The 13,858-nt window shown below is 72.2% G+C and carries 13 protein-coding genes, 3 tRNA genes and 1 pseudogene; 14 read left to right on the plus strand and 3 right to left on the minus strand.

What is annotated here, in order from left to right; translation table 11 throughout:
- Positions 1-111: 111 nt before the first annotated feature.
- Both L0P92_RS18770 and L0P92_RS18775 read right to left on the minus strand, forming a co-directional pair.
- Entirely contained in the window at positions 112-1,566 is a 1,455-nt protein-coding gene (locus L0P92_RS18770) for an FGGY family carbohydrate kinase (protein ID WP_234763898.1), read from the minus strand.
- Positions 1,567-1,715: 149 nt separating this feature from the next.
- Positions 1,716-2,024 carry a YtxH domain-containing protein gene (locus L0P92_RS18775; RefSeq protein ID WP_062724923.1) on the minus strand — a complete coding sequence of 103 codons (309 nt, stop codon included), beginning with the start codon at positions 2,022-2,024 and terminating at the stop codon, positions 1,716-1,718.
- A 159-nt stretch (positions 2,025-2,183) separates the two neighbouring features.
- Here L0P92_RS18775 and L0P92_RS18780 point away from each other — a divergent pair.
- The 5 genes and pseudogenes from L0P92_RS18780 to L0P92_RS18800 form a co-directional block, all read left to right on the plus strand.
- Positions 2,184-2,256 (plus strand) — tRNA-Asn (locus L0P92_RS18780).
- Positions 2,257-2,261: 5 nt separating this feature from the next.
- A tRNA-Asn gene (locus tag L0P92_RS18785) sits at positions 2,262-2,334 on the plus strand.
- Positions 2,335-2,513: 179 nt separating this feature from the next.
- Positions 2,514-2,590: transfer RNA gene (locus L0P92_RS18790), tRNA-Ile, on the plus strand.
- Positions 2,591-2,888: 298 nt separating this feature from the next.
- A complete protein-coding gene (locus L0P92_RS18795; RefSeq protein ID WP_234763899.1) occupies positions 2,889-3,911 on the plus strand; it encodes an RNA polymerase subunit sigma-70 in 1,023 nt (340 codons plus the stop codon).
- A gap of 190 nt (positions 3,912-4,101) precedes the next feature.
- Positions 4,102-4,416: pseudogene (locus tag L0P92_RS18800) on the plus strand (DUF6069 family protein); the annotation flags it as partial.
- Positions 4,417-4,423: 7 nt separating this feature from the next.
- On the opposite strand, the gene L0P92_RS18805 reads toward L0P92_RS18800, so the two are convergent.
- Positions 4,424-5,035 (minus strand): TetR/AcrR family transcriptional regulator, encoded by a 612-nt coding sequence (locus L0P92_RS18805; protein ID WP_234763900.1) that lies wholly within the window; start codon positions 5,033-5,035, stop codon positions 4,424-4,426.
- A 316-nt stretch (positions 5,036-5,351) separates the two neighbouring features.
- On the opposite strand from L0P92_RS18805, the gene L0P92_RS18810 reads away from it, so the two are divergent.
- The 9 genes from L0P92_RS18810 to L0P92_RS18850 all read left to right on the plus strand — a co-directional run.
- Positions 5,352-6,536 (plus strand): sedoheptulose 7-phosphate cyclase, encoded by a 1,185-nt coding sequence (locus L0P92_RS18810; protein WP_234763901.1) that lies wholly within the window; start codon positions 5,352-5,354, stop codon positions 6,534-6,536.
- Complete coding sequence (locus L0P92_RS18815; RefSeq protein ID WP_234763902.1) at positions 6,533-7,606, plus strand: 3-oxoacyl-ACP synthase III family protein; 1,074 nt, start codon at positions 6,533-6,535, stop codon at positions 7,604-7,606. The genes L0P92_RS18810 and L0P92_RS18815 overlap by 4 nt, the downstream gene beginning before the upstream one ends.
- Entirely contained in the window at positions 7,603-8,817 is a 1,215-nt protein-coding gene (locus tag L0P92_RS18820; protein ID WP_234763903.1) for an MFS transporter, read from the plus strand. The genes L0P92_RS18815 and L0P92_RS18820 overlap by 4 nt, the downstream gene beginning before the upstream one ends.
- Positions 8,817-9,809, plus strand: a complete 993-nt coding sequence (locus L0P92_RS18825; protein WP_234763904.1) for a zinc-dependent alcohol dehydrogenase — start codon at positions 8,817-8,819, stop codon at positions 9,807-9,809. Before L0P92_RS18820 ends, L0P92_RS18825 begins: the two co-directional genes overlap by 1 nt.
- Positions 9,802-10,617: an SDR family oxidoreductase gene (locus tag L0P92_RS18830; protein ID WP_234763905.1), complete on the plus strand. Its 816-nt coding sequence runs from the start codon at positions 9,802-9,804 to the stop codon at positions 10,615-10,617. The genes L0P92_RS18825 and L0P92_RS18830 overlap by 8 nt, the downstream gene beginning before the upstream one ends.
- A complete protein-coding gene (locus L0P92_RS18835) occupies positions 10,614-11,513 on the plus strand; it encodes an NADP-dependent oxidoreductase (protein WP_234763906.1) in 900 nt (299 codons plus the stop codon). The genes L0P92_RS18830 and L0P92_RS18835 overlap by 4 nt, the downstream gene beginning before the upstream one ends.
- A gap of 70 nt (positions 11,514-11,583) precedes the next feature.
- Positions 11,584-12,441 (plus strand): VOC family protein, encoded by an 858-nt coding sequence (locus L0P92_RS18840; protein WP_234763907.1) that lies wholly within the window; start codon positions 11,584-11,586, stop codon positions 12,439-12,441.
- Positions 12,438-13,295, plus strand: a complete 858-nt coding sequence (locus L0P92_RS18845) for a TIGR03619 family F420-dependent LLM class oxidoreductase (RefSeq protein WP_234763908.1) — start codon at positions 12,438-12,440, stop codon at positions 13,293-13,295. The genes L0P92_RS18840 and L0P92_RS18845 overlap by 4 nt, the downstream gene beginning before the upstream one ends.
- A partial coding sequence (locus tag L0P92_RS18850) for an HAD-IA family hydrolase (RefSeq protein ID WP_234763909.1) occupies positions 13,292-13,858 on the plus strand: 567 nt, incomplete at its 3' end. The genes L0P92_RS18845 and L0P92_RS18850, both read left to right, overlap by 4 nt.

Raw genomic sequence — 13,858 nt, forward strand, 5'->3', positions numbered from 1 at the left:
CTCCACCCGCGTTACCTCAACCGATTAAGCCGTCAGCGCGGCTCGGTACAGCCTTACGGGTACGACTCCTACCGGTCTCTTACGTTCCGCTACGGCGGCCCTACGCCAGCCCTATGGCCGGAACGCCCCGGGATGCGTCTGCTCCCGCACCGACACGAACTGCTGCCGCACCGCCTGCCCCACCGCCAGCTCGTCGCCGGGCTCCAGCACCTGCGCGGCCGCGCCCTGCCAGACCGGCGGCGTGCGTGGATCGAGTGTGCCCTGCGACACACCGAGTGCCCAGGCGGCCTGCCGGGCGGCGCCGATCGCCGCGTAGTCCGCCGGCTGCGGTACGACGACCTGCGCGCCGAACAGCGACGGCGCCGCCGCCTGCACCGCGGGCAGCTCGGCCGCCGCGCCCAGCAGGAAGATCCGCCGCACCTCGACACCCCGGCCGCGCAGCACGTCCAGCGCGTCCCCGAGCCCGCACAGCATGCCCTCGAACGCGGCCCGCGCCAGATGCTCCGGCTTCATCGACTCCCGTCGCAGCCCCGCCAGCGTGCCCGCGGTGTGCGGCAGACTCGGCGTCCGCTCACCCTCCAGATACGGCAGCAGCACCAGCCCGTGCGCGCCCGGCGTCGACTTCATCGCCAGATCGGACAGCCCCTCCAGATCGGGCACACCGAGCAGTTCGGCGGCGCCGCGCAGGGTACGTACGGCGTTCAGGGTGGTGACGACCGGCAGGTGCATGCCGGTCGCGTCGGCCAGGGAGGTGATCATCCCGGAGCTGTCGACCAGCGCCTCGGGATGCACGGCCATGACAGAGCCCGACGCCCCGAGCGACACGACCGCGTCCCCCAGCCCGATGCCGAGCCCGAACGCGGCGGCCATGGTCTCGCCGGTCCCGGCCGAGATCAACAGCCCCTCCGGCGTCGTACCGGCCGCCTCCGCCGGGCCGATCACCTCGGGCAGCATCGCCTGATGGCCGAGCGCCAGCTCGACGAGATCAGTGCGGTAGGCGCCGGTGGCCGCGGACCAGTACCCCGTCCCGGAGGCCCCGCCCCGATCTGTGGTCCTTCTCACGGGCCGGCCGAGCAGCTGCCACACCAGCCAGTCGTGCGCCTGCATGAGGACGGCGGCGCGTACGGCGTTCTCCGGCTCGGTCTTGGCCATCCACCGCAGCTTGGTCACCGGCTGCGCGGCCTGCGGCACACACCCCACGGCCTGCGCCCACGCCTCCCGGCCGCCCAGCGCGTCGACCAGATCGGCCGCCGCGACCTGCGCCCGCTTGTCGCCGCCGACCATCGCCGGACGCACGGTGTTGCCCTGCGCGTCGAGCGGGACCACCGCGTTCTGCTGCGCCGACACCCCGATGGCCTGCACACCTTCGAGCAGCCCGCCGCCGGCCGCCTCCCCCAGGGACAGCAGCCACGCCTGCGGATCGACGTCGGAGGGCCGCGCGCCGCCGTCCGGCGTGTCCACCGGGTGCGGGGCGTACCCCTGCCTGAGCACGGCCCCTGAGTCCGTGTCGCATACGACGATGCGTGTGAAATCGGGCGAACTGTCCAGCCCGGCGACTATCCCCATGGCCCAAATTGTGCCGTAGCGCTGCGCTGGCTTGGGCCGTGGGCGTGGTGGGGGTGCGTGTGGGTTTTCGGGTGCGGGTTGTGTGTGGCTGGTCGCGCAGTTCCCCGCGCCCCTGGGTTGGCAGGGCCGCTCGGCGTCGAGACGTGCTGTTACGTGTTGCTGGTGCCCCAGTCGTCCTCGGCGCCTCCGTTGTGGGCGCTGCGTTCGCGGAGGGAGCGGACTCGGTCGGCGACCGAGGTGGGGACTCGGTCGGAGACCTTGTCGCTGACCGTGTGGTAGGCCTTGCCCGCGAAGTGGCGGCCCTGTTGGGCGGCGGATTCGGCGGTGTTGCGGACGGCGGGGTTCTGGGAGATCTCCCGGGCCGTCTTCTTCAGCTGCTCGTAGCGCTCGCGTCCGGCGCGTGTGCCGAGGACGTAACCGACGGCGAGTCCGATGACGAACGTGAGCCGGTAGCGCATGGCGGCCACCCTTCCCTTGCGTAGGTCCCTGGTGCGGCGTCGGTGCCGGGGGGAACCGATTGGCGGAGCACCCCCCTGCTTGCGCTAATGTATGTGTCGCAGCGAGCGCACGCCCCCTGGCGAATACCCAGGTAGGTACGTTCGATGCAAACGAGACCTTCCTCGGTAGCTCAATTGGCAGAGCAGCCGGCTGTTAACCGGCAGGTTACTGGTTCGAGTCCAGTCCGGGGAGCTCGGTCCTCCGTAGCTCAATTGGCAGAGCAGCCGGCTGTTAACCGGCAGGTTACTGGTTCGAGTCCAGTCGGGGGAGCACGCTGAACGAGGACCCCGCAGGGGTCCTTTTTCATGTTCGGGCTCATTTCCTGGGAACCGTGCAGGTCGCAGGGGAGTCCTTCAGGGCATGCGAAGTCGACCATACGAAGCAGGAGATCGTATGAGCGGCTATGCTGCGGCAGACGGCGCGCACACATGTACGCGACACGCCGCTATGGGGCGGTAGCTCAGCCGGTTAGAGCAGCGGACTCATAATCCGTCGGCCGTGGGTTCGAGTCCCACCCGCCCCACCACTCGCTACGCGAGAAGAATCGTTCTGACCTGCACCACCCGGCATAGAAGGTCTCCGTCACGCCCCAGGCGTCGGACAACTCCTGGGTGAACTCCAGCAGTTCCTTGGCCGCCAGCCCTTCGTGGGCTCGATCACCGCGTGCGACACCCCGCTGTCCGCCAGGTCGCCGAGCAGGATCGTTGCCGGATCCAGGGGACGACGTAACCGTCTGGCGTACCTCTCGCCTCGGCAGTGATGAGTTGTCGGGCCCGCGGCCGTCATATCTACGACGGGAGACCACGAGGCGGAAGGACGACGTGATGAGTGGGGACACGCTGTTGGAGGAGCTGGGTGTGAGCGGGCTGGGTGAGGTCGACGAGGCGGCGTTCTCGGAGCTGGTGGAGCGGCATCGGCCGGAGCTGCACGTGCACTGTTACCGGATGCTCGGGTCGTTCGAGGACGCCGAGGACACCGTGCAGGAGACGTTCCTGCGTGCCTGGCGGCGGCGGGAGACCTTCGAGGGGCGGTCGACGCTGCGGGCCTGGCTGTACCGGATCGCCACCAACGCCTGCCTGGACCTGCTCGCCAAGCGCCGCCCGGAGCCCGCGACCGGTGGCGAGGTGCTGTGGCTGCAGCCCTACCCGGACCGGCTGCTCGACGAGCTGCCCGCCGGTGACGCGGACGAGCCGGAGACCGTCGCCGTCGCACGGGAGACGATCGAGCTGGCCTACCTGGTCGCGGTCCAGCACCTCGCGCCGCGCCCGCGGGCCGTGCTGATCCTGCGGGACGTCCAGGGCTGGCCGGCGAAGGACGTCGCCGAGTTCCTCGGGGACTCCGTCAACTCCGTGAACAGCGCGCTGCAGCGGGCCCGCGCCGGCATGCGGGAGCACCTGCCCGCCGAGCGGCAGGACTGGAGCGGCGGTGAGCAGGACGCCGGGACGCGCGAGCTGGTGCGCCGCTACACCGACGCCAGCGTGGCCACGGACGTCCCGGCGCTCGCCTCGATGCTGCGCGACGACGTCCGCTGCTCGATGCCGCCCACGCCGGGCCTGTACATCGGCCGCGACGCGGTGGTGAAGGACTGGGTCGACAACGGCTTCGAGGGCATGAAGGGCCTGCGCGGCGTCCCCACCTCCGTGAACCGGCAGCCCGCCGTCGCCTTCTACCTCTGGCAGCAGCGGGAGGGCGCGTACCTGCCGCTGACGATCGACGTCCTGCGTGTCACCGGCGGGGCGATCACCGAGATCGTCACCTTCCACGAGGACCGGTTCCCGCGGCTCGGGCTGCCGGAGCGCCTGCCGGCGGACGGCACGGAGCCGTCGAGCGACGGGGGAGCGGCATGAGCGGCAGGAGCGGCACGGATGACGATGGGGGCGTCGCGGGCCAGGCATCGGGCCTGACCAGCCGTAGCCAGAGCCATAGTCACAGCCGTAGCCATAGTCACAGTCGTAGCCGCAGCCGCCTCCTCCGCGGGTTGGCCGGCGTCGGCCTCGTCGCCGCGCTCGCGGCGGTCGTGGCCACCTCGCCGCCGCGTTCGCGCAGGCCGTCGGTGTCGACTTCGAGGTTCCCGATGGTGGGGAGAGGATCCCGTTGGCCGGGTTCGCCGTGGTGAGCGGCTTCTTCTCGGTCGTGGGCGTCGTCATCGCCGTCGCTCTGCTCCGCCTGAGCGCCCGCCCCGCCGAGCGATTCGGGTGGACGGCCGTGTCGCTGACCGCGATCTCGCTGGTCCCGCCCCTGCTCTCCGGGGCCGACACCGCCACGATCACCGCCCTGCTGCTGCTCCACCTCGTCCCCGCGGCGGTGATGATCCCCACCCTGACCAGGAGCCTGCGCGCCCGGACCGATTGACGAACGCCTACGTCTCGCCCAGCAGGACGCGGACCGATTCCCACGCCGTCGCCGCGACCCTGCGCAGCGCCTCGGTGGTCGCGCCGTCCCGGGCGCGGTGGGACATGCCCTGGACGATGACGCCGGCGAACTCGGCGACCGCGCGGGCGTCGGTGGTGGGGGGGAGGGTGCCCGCGTCGATGTCGGCTCTGATGTGGGCTTCGAGGCGGTCGATGTTGGCGTTGCGGATGTCGCGCAGGCGGTCGGCGACCTGTTGGCCGGCTTCGGAGACGCGGCTGGCGGAGCCGATGACCAGACAGCCGCCGGGGCCGTCGGTGTGGGTGTAGGTCTCGGCCGCCTCGTACAGCAGGCGCCGGATCAGGGCGGGGGCGCGGTCCTCCTCGTCGAAGGCGCGCTGCATGAAGCTGCCCCTGCCGTTGTTGTAGTACTCGACGGCGGCGAGGAAGAGGCCCTCCTTGCTGCCGAAGGCCGCGTACAGGCTGGGGGCGTTGATGCCCATCTCCCGGGTGAGGGTGGCCACCGACGTGCCGTCGTAGCCGTGCCGCCAGAAGGCGAACATCGCCTTCTCCAGGCTGCTGTCGAGATCGAACTTACGGCCCTGGCCGCGTACGCCTGCCATCGGTTGCTCCCACGTCGTCGTCGGTGAGCGTGCTCATGTCGGAGGCGCGGGCCGGGACGCGGCTTCACACCGGTGTGATCCATTATTCATGTAGCGATCGATAAACGAATGATAGTGTCGCCGGGCCGGTGAGAGGAACCGGTGCGCCGACCGGGCGTGGTTCCTCGCCGCATCTTCATGCGCCACGCGGCGCGGCGACAGAGTCGTTGCCAGCCGCGACGCATCGTGCCCGTCCACAGGGGGACTTCACGTGCACCACAGTGCCGCTTACATAGATGGCTTAACCCGCAGTCACTCCGCCTCCCCGTCCTGGACCGTGGAGGCCATCAAACAGGTCCGGTACCACGTCGTCGAGGCGTCCGGCCTGTTCGAGCCCGACAGCACCCTGCTGCTCTCGGGCTGTGCCGACGCCCCGCTGCGACCCGGCGACCGGCGTCTGGTCGTGATCGACTCCACCGTCGACGAACTCCACGGGGAGCGCATCACTCGCTACTTCGACCACCACGGGATCACGGTCACCCTCCTCCCGCTGCGCGCGGACGAGAGCGTCAAGCGCTGGGACCTGGTGACGGACGTGGTCGACGCCATGAACGACTTCGGCATCGACCGAAGGCGCGAACCCGTGATCGCGATCGGCGGCGGCGTCCTCCTCGACGTCGTCGGACTCGCCGCCAGCCTGTACCGGCGCGGCACTCCCTACATACGCATACCCACCACACTGGTGGGCCTGGTCGATGCCGGCGTCGGTGTGAAGACCGGGGTCAACTACGGGCAGGGCAAGAACCGGCTCGGTACGTACGCGCCGGCCGTGGCGACCTTCGTGGACCGCTCCTTCCTGAGCACCCTCGACGCACGTCACCTCGCCAACGGGCTGGCCGAGATCCTGAAGATGGCGCTGATCAAGTCGGCGGAACTCTTCGGCCTGCTGGAGGACTTCGGGCCGCTGCTGATCGAGGACCGGTTCCAGGGCAGCACCCCCGCGCTGGAGACGGCGGCCCGCCGGATCGTCTCCGAGGCCATCCACCTGATGCTGGAGGAGCTCCAGCCCAACCTGTGGGAACAGTGCCTGGAACGGTGCGTCGACTACGGGCACACCTTCAGCCCCACCATCGAGATGGAGGCGCTGCCGGAGCTGCTGCACGGCGAGGCGGTCACCGTCGACATGGCGCTCACCACCGTGCTGGGACGGATGCGCGGCGATGTCACCGAGCACCAGGCCCAGCGCGTACTGGCCCTGATGGACCGGCTGCGGCTGCCGCTGTGGACCGACGTCCTGGCCCGCCCCGGAATCCTGGACGGCGCCCTCGCCGACACGGTGCGCCACCGCGACGGACAGCAGCGGCTGCCGCTGCCGGTCGGCATCGGACACCACCGCTTCGTCAACGACGTCACCCCCGAGGAACTGAACGCCGCGCTCAGGGAACTCGACGCCGCGCGACGGCGGACCGGGCAGGACATCGGACCGGTCGCCGGACTCGTCGGGGCCGGTGAGGCAGCGTGAAGTGGGACAGCCTCTACATCGAGGGCTTCGGCTCCTATCTGCCCGAGGAGCGTGAGTTCGCCGCCGAGATGGTGGCGAGCGGACGCTACAGCCAGGTCGAACACCGCAAGACCGGACAGGTGTCGGCCGTCGTCGCCCGGCCCGAACGCGGCGAGACCGCCCCCGAGATGGCCGTCGCCGCCGGACGATCCGCGCTCACCGACGCCGCCGCCGACCCCGCCGACATCGATGTCCTCGTCCACGCCGTGGTGCTGCACAACGGCCTGGAAGGCTGGAACTGCGGCGCCTATCTGCAGAGCGAGCTGGGGATAGAGGAGTGCGTACCGATCGAGATACGCACCGCCTGCGCGGGCGCCGTCGTCGGTATGGAACTCGTCGGCCGCTGGTGCGCGGGCGCGGGCAAGGGCATGGTCACCGCCTCCGACGCCTGGCAGCTGCCGCTCTTCGACCGCTGGGCCTCCGACAGCGGACTGGTCTACGGCGACGGCGCGGGCGCCCTGGTCCTCGGCCACGACGGCGGCCCCTTCCGGGTGCTGTCGACCTCCGTGGTCAGCGACCCGCTGCTGGAGCGGATGCACCGGGGCAACGACTCGATGGCGATGCCGTACTACGGCTCCGGCGAACCCATCGACCTGCGTCAGCGCGTCGCCGCGTTCGCCGAGGCCCGCAGCACCGAGGAGTTCTGGACCCGGAACACCGCCGCACTGTCGCGCTGCGCCGAGACCGCGCTCGCCGACGCCGGCACCGCGCACGCCGACATCGCCCACTGGCTGGTGCCGAACTTCGGCAAGGTCCTGCTGCGCAAGCAGTGCTTCGGCCCGCTGAAGATCGACGCCGCCCAGACGCTCGCCGAACGCGGCTGGGAGATCGGGCACACCGGCGCCGCCGACCCGGTCGTGGGCCTCGACCTGCTGCGCCGCTCCGGCACCCTCACCCCGGGCGACCGGCTGCTGCTCACCGGCATAGGCGTCGGCTTCACCTGGGGCTGCGCGGTCCTGGAGTACACCGGCGCGCCCGCGCCCACCACCGAGACGAACAACACGAACGAGACGAAGGGGGCCGTCCGTTGACCGCCACCACCGGGACCGAGACCGCGACACCCGTACGGGGAGCGGGCGCGGGCGCCGCCGTGTTCTGGATGCTGCTCGCCGTCTTCGGCGTCGGCACCGTCGAATACCTCGTGGCCGGCGTCCTGCCGGACATCGCGGGTGACGTCAACGTCTCCGACGCCACCGCCGGCCTCCTGGTGACCGTCTACGCGGTCACCGTGATGATCGGCGGGCCGCTGCTCACCATCGTCACCACCCGGGTGCCGCGCACCGCCCTGATCATCGGCTCCATGGCGGTCTTCGTCATCGGCACCCTCGGCACGGCGCTCGCGGACAGCTTCGCGCTGCTGGTCGTCTTCCGTATCGTCACCGCGCTGCCGCACGCCACCTTCTTCGCCCTCTGCCTGGTCCTCGCGACCTCGCTGGTGCCGCCGGAGTTCCAGGGCCGGGTGATCGCCCGGGTCTCGCTCGGCCTGAACCTGGCCACCGTGCTCGGCGTGCCGCTCGGCACCCTGATCGGCGGCGAGTTCGGCTGGCGTACCTCCTTCGTGGTCGTCGCCGTCTTCCAGACCCTGGTCACCGTCGGGCTCGTGGCCGTCACCCGGCGCGCCCCCGCCCGCCCGGCCGGGTCGATCTCCGCCGAACTCACCGTCTTCACCCGCCCGTCGGTGTGGGCGGCCCTCACCCTGACCGCGCTCAGCCAGGCCGCCCTGTTCGTCGTCTTCACCTACATCGCGCCCTACCTCCGCGACCACACCGGCTTCTCGGCCGGCCATGTCACCCTGCTCCTCTTCGTCTTCGGCATCGGCTCGGTCGTCGGCAACCAGCTCGGCGGGCACTTCGCGGACCGCTCCATCGACCGCACCCTGCTCGTCGCGCTCGGCGCGCTCACCGTGGCCCTCGGCCTGCTCGCGCTCTTCGGCTCCAGCACCTGGTTCACCGCGCCCTGGCTCTTCGTCCTCGGCGCCGCCGGCTTCTCGATCATCCCGCCGCTGGCCTCCAAGCTGATCACCGCGGCGAGCGAGGCACCCAACCTCGCGGCCACCGTCAACATCGCGGGCTTCCAGCTCGCCAACGCCGCCGGCGCCTGGATCGGCTCGGCCACCCTCTCCCTCGGGGCGTCGCTCGGCACCCTGCCCGCGGTCGGCGCCGGCCTCGCCCTGGCCGCCGTCCTGGCCCTCGCCGTGGGCACCCGCGGCAGGCGTGACCGGGTGGCGGGTGAGGGCAGTTGATGCGGGCCGCCGTCATAGACAAACCGCACACCGCGACCCTGGTGGAGACCGCCCGACCGGTCGCCGGGCCCGGTGAGGTCCTGGTCAGGATCGCCTACGTCGGCCTGTGCGGCAGCGACCTGGAGCTCCTGCACGGCACCTCCGCCTACCTCGCCGACGGGCGGGCCGTCTTCCCGCACCGGTTCGGCCACGAATGGGCCGGCACCGTCGAGGAGTTCGGCCCCGGCGTCACCGGACTGCGGCACGGCGAGGTGGTCACCGGCTCGACCATGATCCCCTGCCAGTCCTGCCGTTCCTGCGCCTCCGGCCACCGCAACCTCTGCACCGAGCTGCGCGAGGTCGGTCTGTACGGCTGGGCCGGCGCCGCCGCCGAGTACCTGGTGATGCCCCGTCACGCCCTGGTCCCCTTCGGCCCCGGCACGGAGCAGCCGCGCCCCGCACACGTCCTGGTGGAACCCCTGGTCACCGTCCTGGAGGCGGTCCGCGCGGCCGACCCCCAACCCGGTGACCAGGTCCTGGTCGTCGGCGCGGGCACCATGGGCAGCCTCGCCGCCGCCGTCCTCGCCCGCTACCCGGTGACCGTCGACATCGCCGAACCCGGCGGCGTCGGCCACCTCCCGCCCGGCAGCTACCGCGACCGCGTCACCACCACCGCCGACGCCCCGACCGGGTACGCCATCGTCCTGGAGTGCTCCGGCGCCCCCGGCACCCTCAACGCCGCGCTGGACCGGCTGCGCCCCGGAGGCCTGTGCCTGCTGGTCGGCGTCCCCGCCGGGACCGAGAGCGTCGACCCCGGCCGGATCGCCCTGGCCGGCATCCGGATCGCCGGCGTCCGGCACGGTGTCGACCACTACGCCCGTGCCGTGGCCCTCGTCGACGAACTCGCCGTAGGCCTCGTCGACCAGGTGATCCCGCTCGACGAGGTCGCCCGCGCCTTCGACGTGCTCCAGCACGGCCGGACCCGGCCCAAGGTGGTGCTGAGCCTTGTCTGACCGGCACACCACCCTGATCACCGGGGCCAGCAGCGGCATCGGCCGGGCCACCGCCCGCGCGCTCGCCCACCCCGGGCACCGGCTGCTGCTCGGCTACGCCACCGGCGAGGACCGGATCCGCCAGGTCGCCGGGGAACTCCAGCGCACCACCGGCGCCGAGTGCGTCCCGGTCCGGGCCGATCTGCGCGACCCCGAGGCCGCCGTCGACAGCTGCATGGCCGCCGTCGAGCGGGCCGGGCGGATCGACTGCCTGGTCAACAACGCCGGCATCAACGACCGCAGCGCCGCCGACGCCCTCGAACTCAAGCGGGCCGACGAGGTGTTCGCCATCAACGCGCTCGCCCCCATGACGCTCGCCTCCGCGGTCGGCCACCACATGATCCGCGGCGGCGTCCGCGGCAGCATCGTCAACGTCACCTCCGTCCACGAGACCGTGCCGATCACCGGCGGCGCGCTGTACTGCGCCAGCAAGGCCGCGCTCGGCATGGTCACCAAGGTGCTCGCCCTGGAGTTCGGCCGGTACGGGATCAGGGTCAACTCCGTCGCGCCCGGCGAGACCGCCACCGCCATGAACGGCGTCCACGACGAGGACACCTACCGGGAGATCTCCCGCCCCGACATCCCGCTCGGACGCCCGGCCGGCGCCGAGGAGATCGCCGCGCTGATCGCCCATCTCGCCGGGCCCGGCTCCGGCTACGTCACCGGCGCCTCGCTCCTCGCCGACGGCGGGCTCGCCCTGACCGCGGCGGAGGCCAACGCCCGCCACGCCTTCACCACCGTTCCCCCGAGGGAGACTCCACCCGCATGAAAGCCGTCGTCTTCCACCGCACCGGCGACCCCGACGTCCTGGCCCTCGACGAGGTGCCCGAACTGCCCGTCGGACCGCGGGACATCCGCGTCACCGTCACCGCGGCCGCCGTGAACCCGGTCGACCTCAAGACCCGTTCCGGGTTCCTCACCCTGAACCTGACCTACCCGGCCGTCCCCGGCTGGGACGTCTCCGGCGTCGTCGCCGAGACCGGCGCCGAGGTCACCCGGTTCACCGTGGGCGACCAGGTCATCGGCATGGTCGCCCAGCCGGCCCACCGCTACGGCACGTACGCCGAACAGGTCGTCGCCGACGCCCGCCTCTTCGCCCGCGCCCCGGGCGGAGTGCCGCTGGAGGAGGCCGCCGCGCTGCCGCTCGCCGGGCTCACCGCCGTCCAGACCCTCGCCAAGCTCACCCTGCCGGCCGGCGCGCCGGTCCTCGTCACCGGCGCCGCCGGCGCGGTCGGCCGGATCGCCGTCCAGCTGCTGCTGGCCGACGGTCACCCGGTCGACGCCCTGGCCAGGGCCGCCGACACCGAAGCCCTTCTCGCCCTCGGCGTCGGCACCGTCCACACCCGGCCCGAGGACCTCCCCGCCGCCGGCCACACCGCCGTCGTCGACACCGCGGGCGTGGCCGCCGCGATCCGTACCGTCGCTGACGGCGGCCAGTTCGTCGCCATCGACGACAACGAACAGCCGGTACCCGAGCGGGGCATCACCCCCCGCAAGAGCTATGTCGACGAGAACGGCGACCAGCTCCAGACCCTGAGCGACCTGATCACCAGCGCCCTCCTCACGGTCCCCACCGGCCGCCGCCACCCCCTCGCCGAAGCCGCCCACGCGCACCGTGAGTTCGCCAAGGGTGGCCTGCGCGGGAAGGTCCTCCTGCAGCCGTGACGTGCCCGTATCCCCGTCCCCGGGCGACCCAGGTCGCCCCTCCGGCCCCGCACCCCGAAGGAACCCCCGTATGAACACGGTCCCGGACGCCTCCCCGAACCCCGTCGCGGACACCCGCACGCCGGCCCACCGGATCACCGTGGCGGTGCCCGACGTCGCGGAGGCCACGGCCTTTCTCGCTGAGCTGGTCGGGCCCTCCGTCGTGGACCGGGACGGTGGGGCGGGGGTCGTCTCGTTCTCGGCCGGTGTCGAGGTGCGGCTCGTTCCCGCCGCGTCGGGCGAGACCCCGCCCCGCCTGGTCGACATCGGTACGAACCACCTGTGCTTCCGCGTCGGCGACATAGAGGCGGCCGTCGCCCATCTGGAGAAGCTGCCCGGTGTCGAGGTCCTCGGCGACATCATCACGATTCCCGAGGGGCCGATCCGCGGGAACCGCTGGATCTACTTCCGTTCGCCGTGGGGCACCCTCTTCGAGCTGCAGCAGTGGCCCGACGTACCCGGATACGCCGACAGCACCGAGGAGCGGCTCCACCACGGCCAGCGGCCGGCCGACGACGCGCCGCTGCCGACGCTGCTCGGCCTCGACCACACCGGCTACAGCGTCCAGAGCCTCGACGCCACCGTCGACCACCTGGTCACCCACCACCGGGCACGGGTCGTCCTGCGCACCGAGATCGCCGCCGACCGGGCCTTCATGCGGCGCCAGTTCGGCCTCGACGTCGAGGGGACCTCGGCGATGGCCATGGTCGTCATCGATGACGCCCTCAACCTCGAACTCTTCGAGCACGGCATCTCCGGCCAGGAGCCGCCGCGCCCGCTGGACCGCCTCGGCGGCAACCTGCTCGAACTCCACGCCGCACCGGACCCGGCCGCCACCGCCCACCACGCCCCCTTCGGGCTCACCCTCCCCGGGCCGGTGACCACGTGAAATTCGGTATCAACCTGCCCAACTTCGGCCCCCAGATGACCCCGGAGGGCATGCTCGACTGGACCCGTGAGGCCGAACGGCTCGGCTTCGACACCGTGCTGGTCTCCGACCACCTCGCCCTCACCGACGACGCCCACCGCCGCTCACCCGCCCCCTTCCACGAGAGCCTCGCCACGCTCTCCTGGCTGGCCGGGCAGACGCAGACCGTACGGCTCGGCGCGGGCGTACTGATCGCCTCCCACCGGCATCCGATCGCGCTCGCCCGGGCCACCGCCACCATCGACCAACTCAGCGGCGGCCGCCTCGTCGTCGGCTTCGGCGTCGGCTGGGCCCCGCGGGCCTTCGACGTGCTGGGCGTGGACTTCCACCGGCGCGGCGCCCTCACCGACCACACCCTGGACGTCCTGGTCGAGGCCTGGACCTCCGACACCGTCACCTACCGCGGCCACCGGGTGCACACCGCACCCCGGCCCGTACAGGACCCGCACCCGCCGCTGTGGATCGGCGGCAACGGACCGCGCGCCCTGGAACGTGTCAACCGCGTCGGCACCGCCTGGCACCCGCTCCACCCCGACCGCCGGCTGTGCGCCCGGGCGGCCGAAGTCCTCGCGGAAGGCAAGGAGTTCGCCCCGAGGATCTTCTTCCTGCCCACCACCACCCCGGCCGACCCGAGCTCCCGGCCCCTCGGCTACGGCACCCCCGACCAGATCCGCGCCGACATCGCCTTCCTGCGTGACGCCGGCGCCGACCACGTGATCCTCGACACCGACCCCGGCGACCAGCGTCTGCGCAGGCACTGGAAGGAAGACCTCGAACTGATCCGGTTCGCCGCCCAGACCCTGGAGATCGGATGACCTCGCCCCGCGCCGTGACGGCCGGCGCCCTGCTCTTCGACATGGACGGCACGCTGGTCGACTCGGCCGCCTCCATCGACCGTGTCTGGGGGGAGTTCGCCGCCCGTCACCGCCTCGACCCGGCCACCGTGCTCGCCGCGCTGCCCGGCCGCACCGCGCACGACATCGTCGCCGGGCTCCTCCCCGCGGCCGGCTTCGCGACCGTCACCGACGAGGTCGCCTGGATCCGGGCCCGCGAGGAGGCCACCGCCGACACCGTCACCGAGATCCCGGGCGCCCGCCGGCTGCTCACCGCCCTGCCCGCGCACACCTGGGCCGTCGTCACCTCCGCCTCCCGCACCATGATGGAACGCCGCCTCACCGCCGCCGCACTGCCCCTGCCCGCCGTCGCCGTCTGCGCCGACGACGTCCGGGCCGGCAAACCCGACCCCGAGGGCTTCCGCGCCGCCGCCCGGCTCCTCGGCGTGGACATCGCCGACTGCCTCCTCTTCGAGGACTCCGCCCCCGGCCTGCTCGCCGCCCACCGCTCCGGCGACGGGGGTGCCGCCGAACCGGCCCCGTAC

This window comes from Streptomyces muensis, assembly GCF_021474425.1.
GTDB classification, from domain to species: domain Bacteria; phylum Actinomycetota; class Actinomycetes; order Streptomycetales; family Streptomycetaceae; genus Streptomyces; species Streptomyces muensis.

What these genes read in the sequence shown, in the direction of transcription:
- L0P92_RS18770 (WP_234763898.1), bottom strand. Translation starts at nt 1,566, where the DNA reads ATGGGGATAGTCGCCGGGCTGGACAGTTCGCCCGATTTCACACGCATC.
- L0P92_RS18775 (WP_062724923.1), bottom strand. Translation starts at nt 2,024, where the DNA reads ATGCGCTACCGGCTCACGTTCGTCATCGGACTCGCCGTCGGTTACGTC.
- L0P92_RS18795 (WP_234763899.1), top strand. Translation starts at nt 2,889, where the DNA reads ATGAGTGGGGACACGCTGTTGGAGGAGCTGGGTGTGAGCGGGCTGGGT.
- L0P92_RS18805 (WP_234763900.1), bottom strand. Translation starts at nt 5,035, where the DNA reads ATGGCAGGCGTACGCGGCCAGGGCCGTAAGTTCGATCTCGACAGCAGC.
- L0P92_RS18825 (WP_234763904.1), top strand. Translation starts at nt 8,817, where the DNA reads ATGCGGGCCGCCGTCATAGACAAACCGCACACCGCGACCCTGGTGGAG.
- L0P92_RS18835 (WP_234763906.1), top strand. Translation starts at nt 10,614, where the DNA reads ATGAAAGCCGTCGTCTTCCACCGCACCGGCGACCCCGACGTCCTGGCC.
- L0P92_RS18840 (WP_234763907.1), top strand. Translation starts at nt 11,584, where the DNA reads ATGAACACGGTCCCGGACGCCTCCCCGAACCCCGTCGCGGACACCCGC.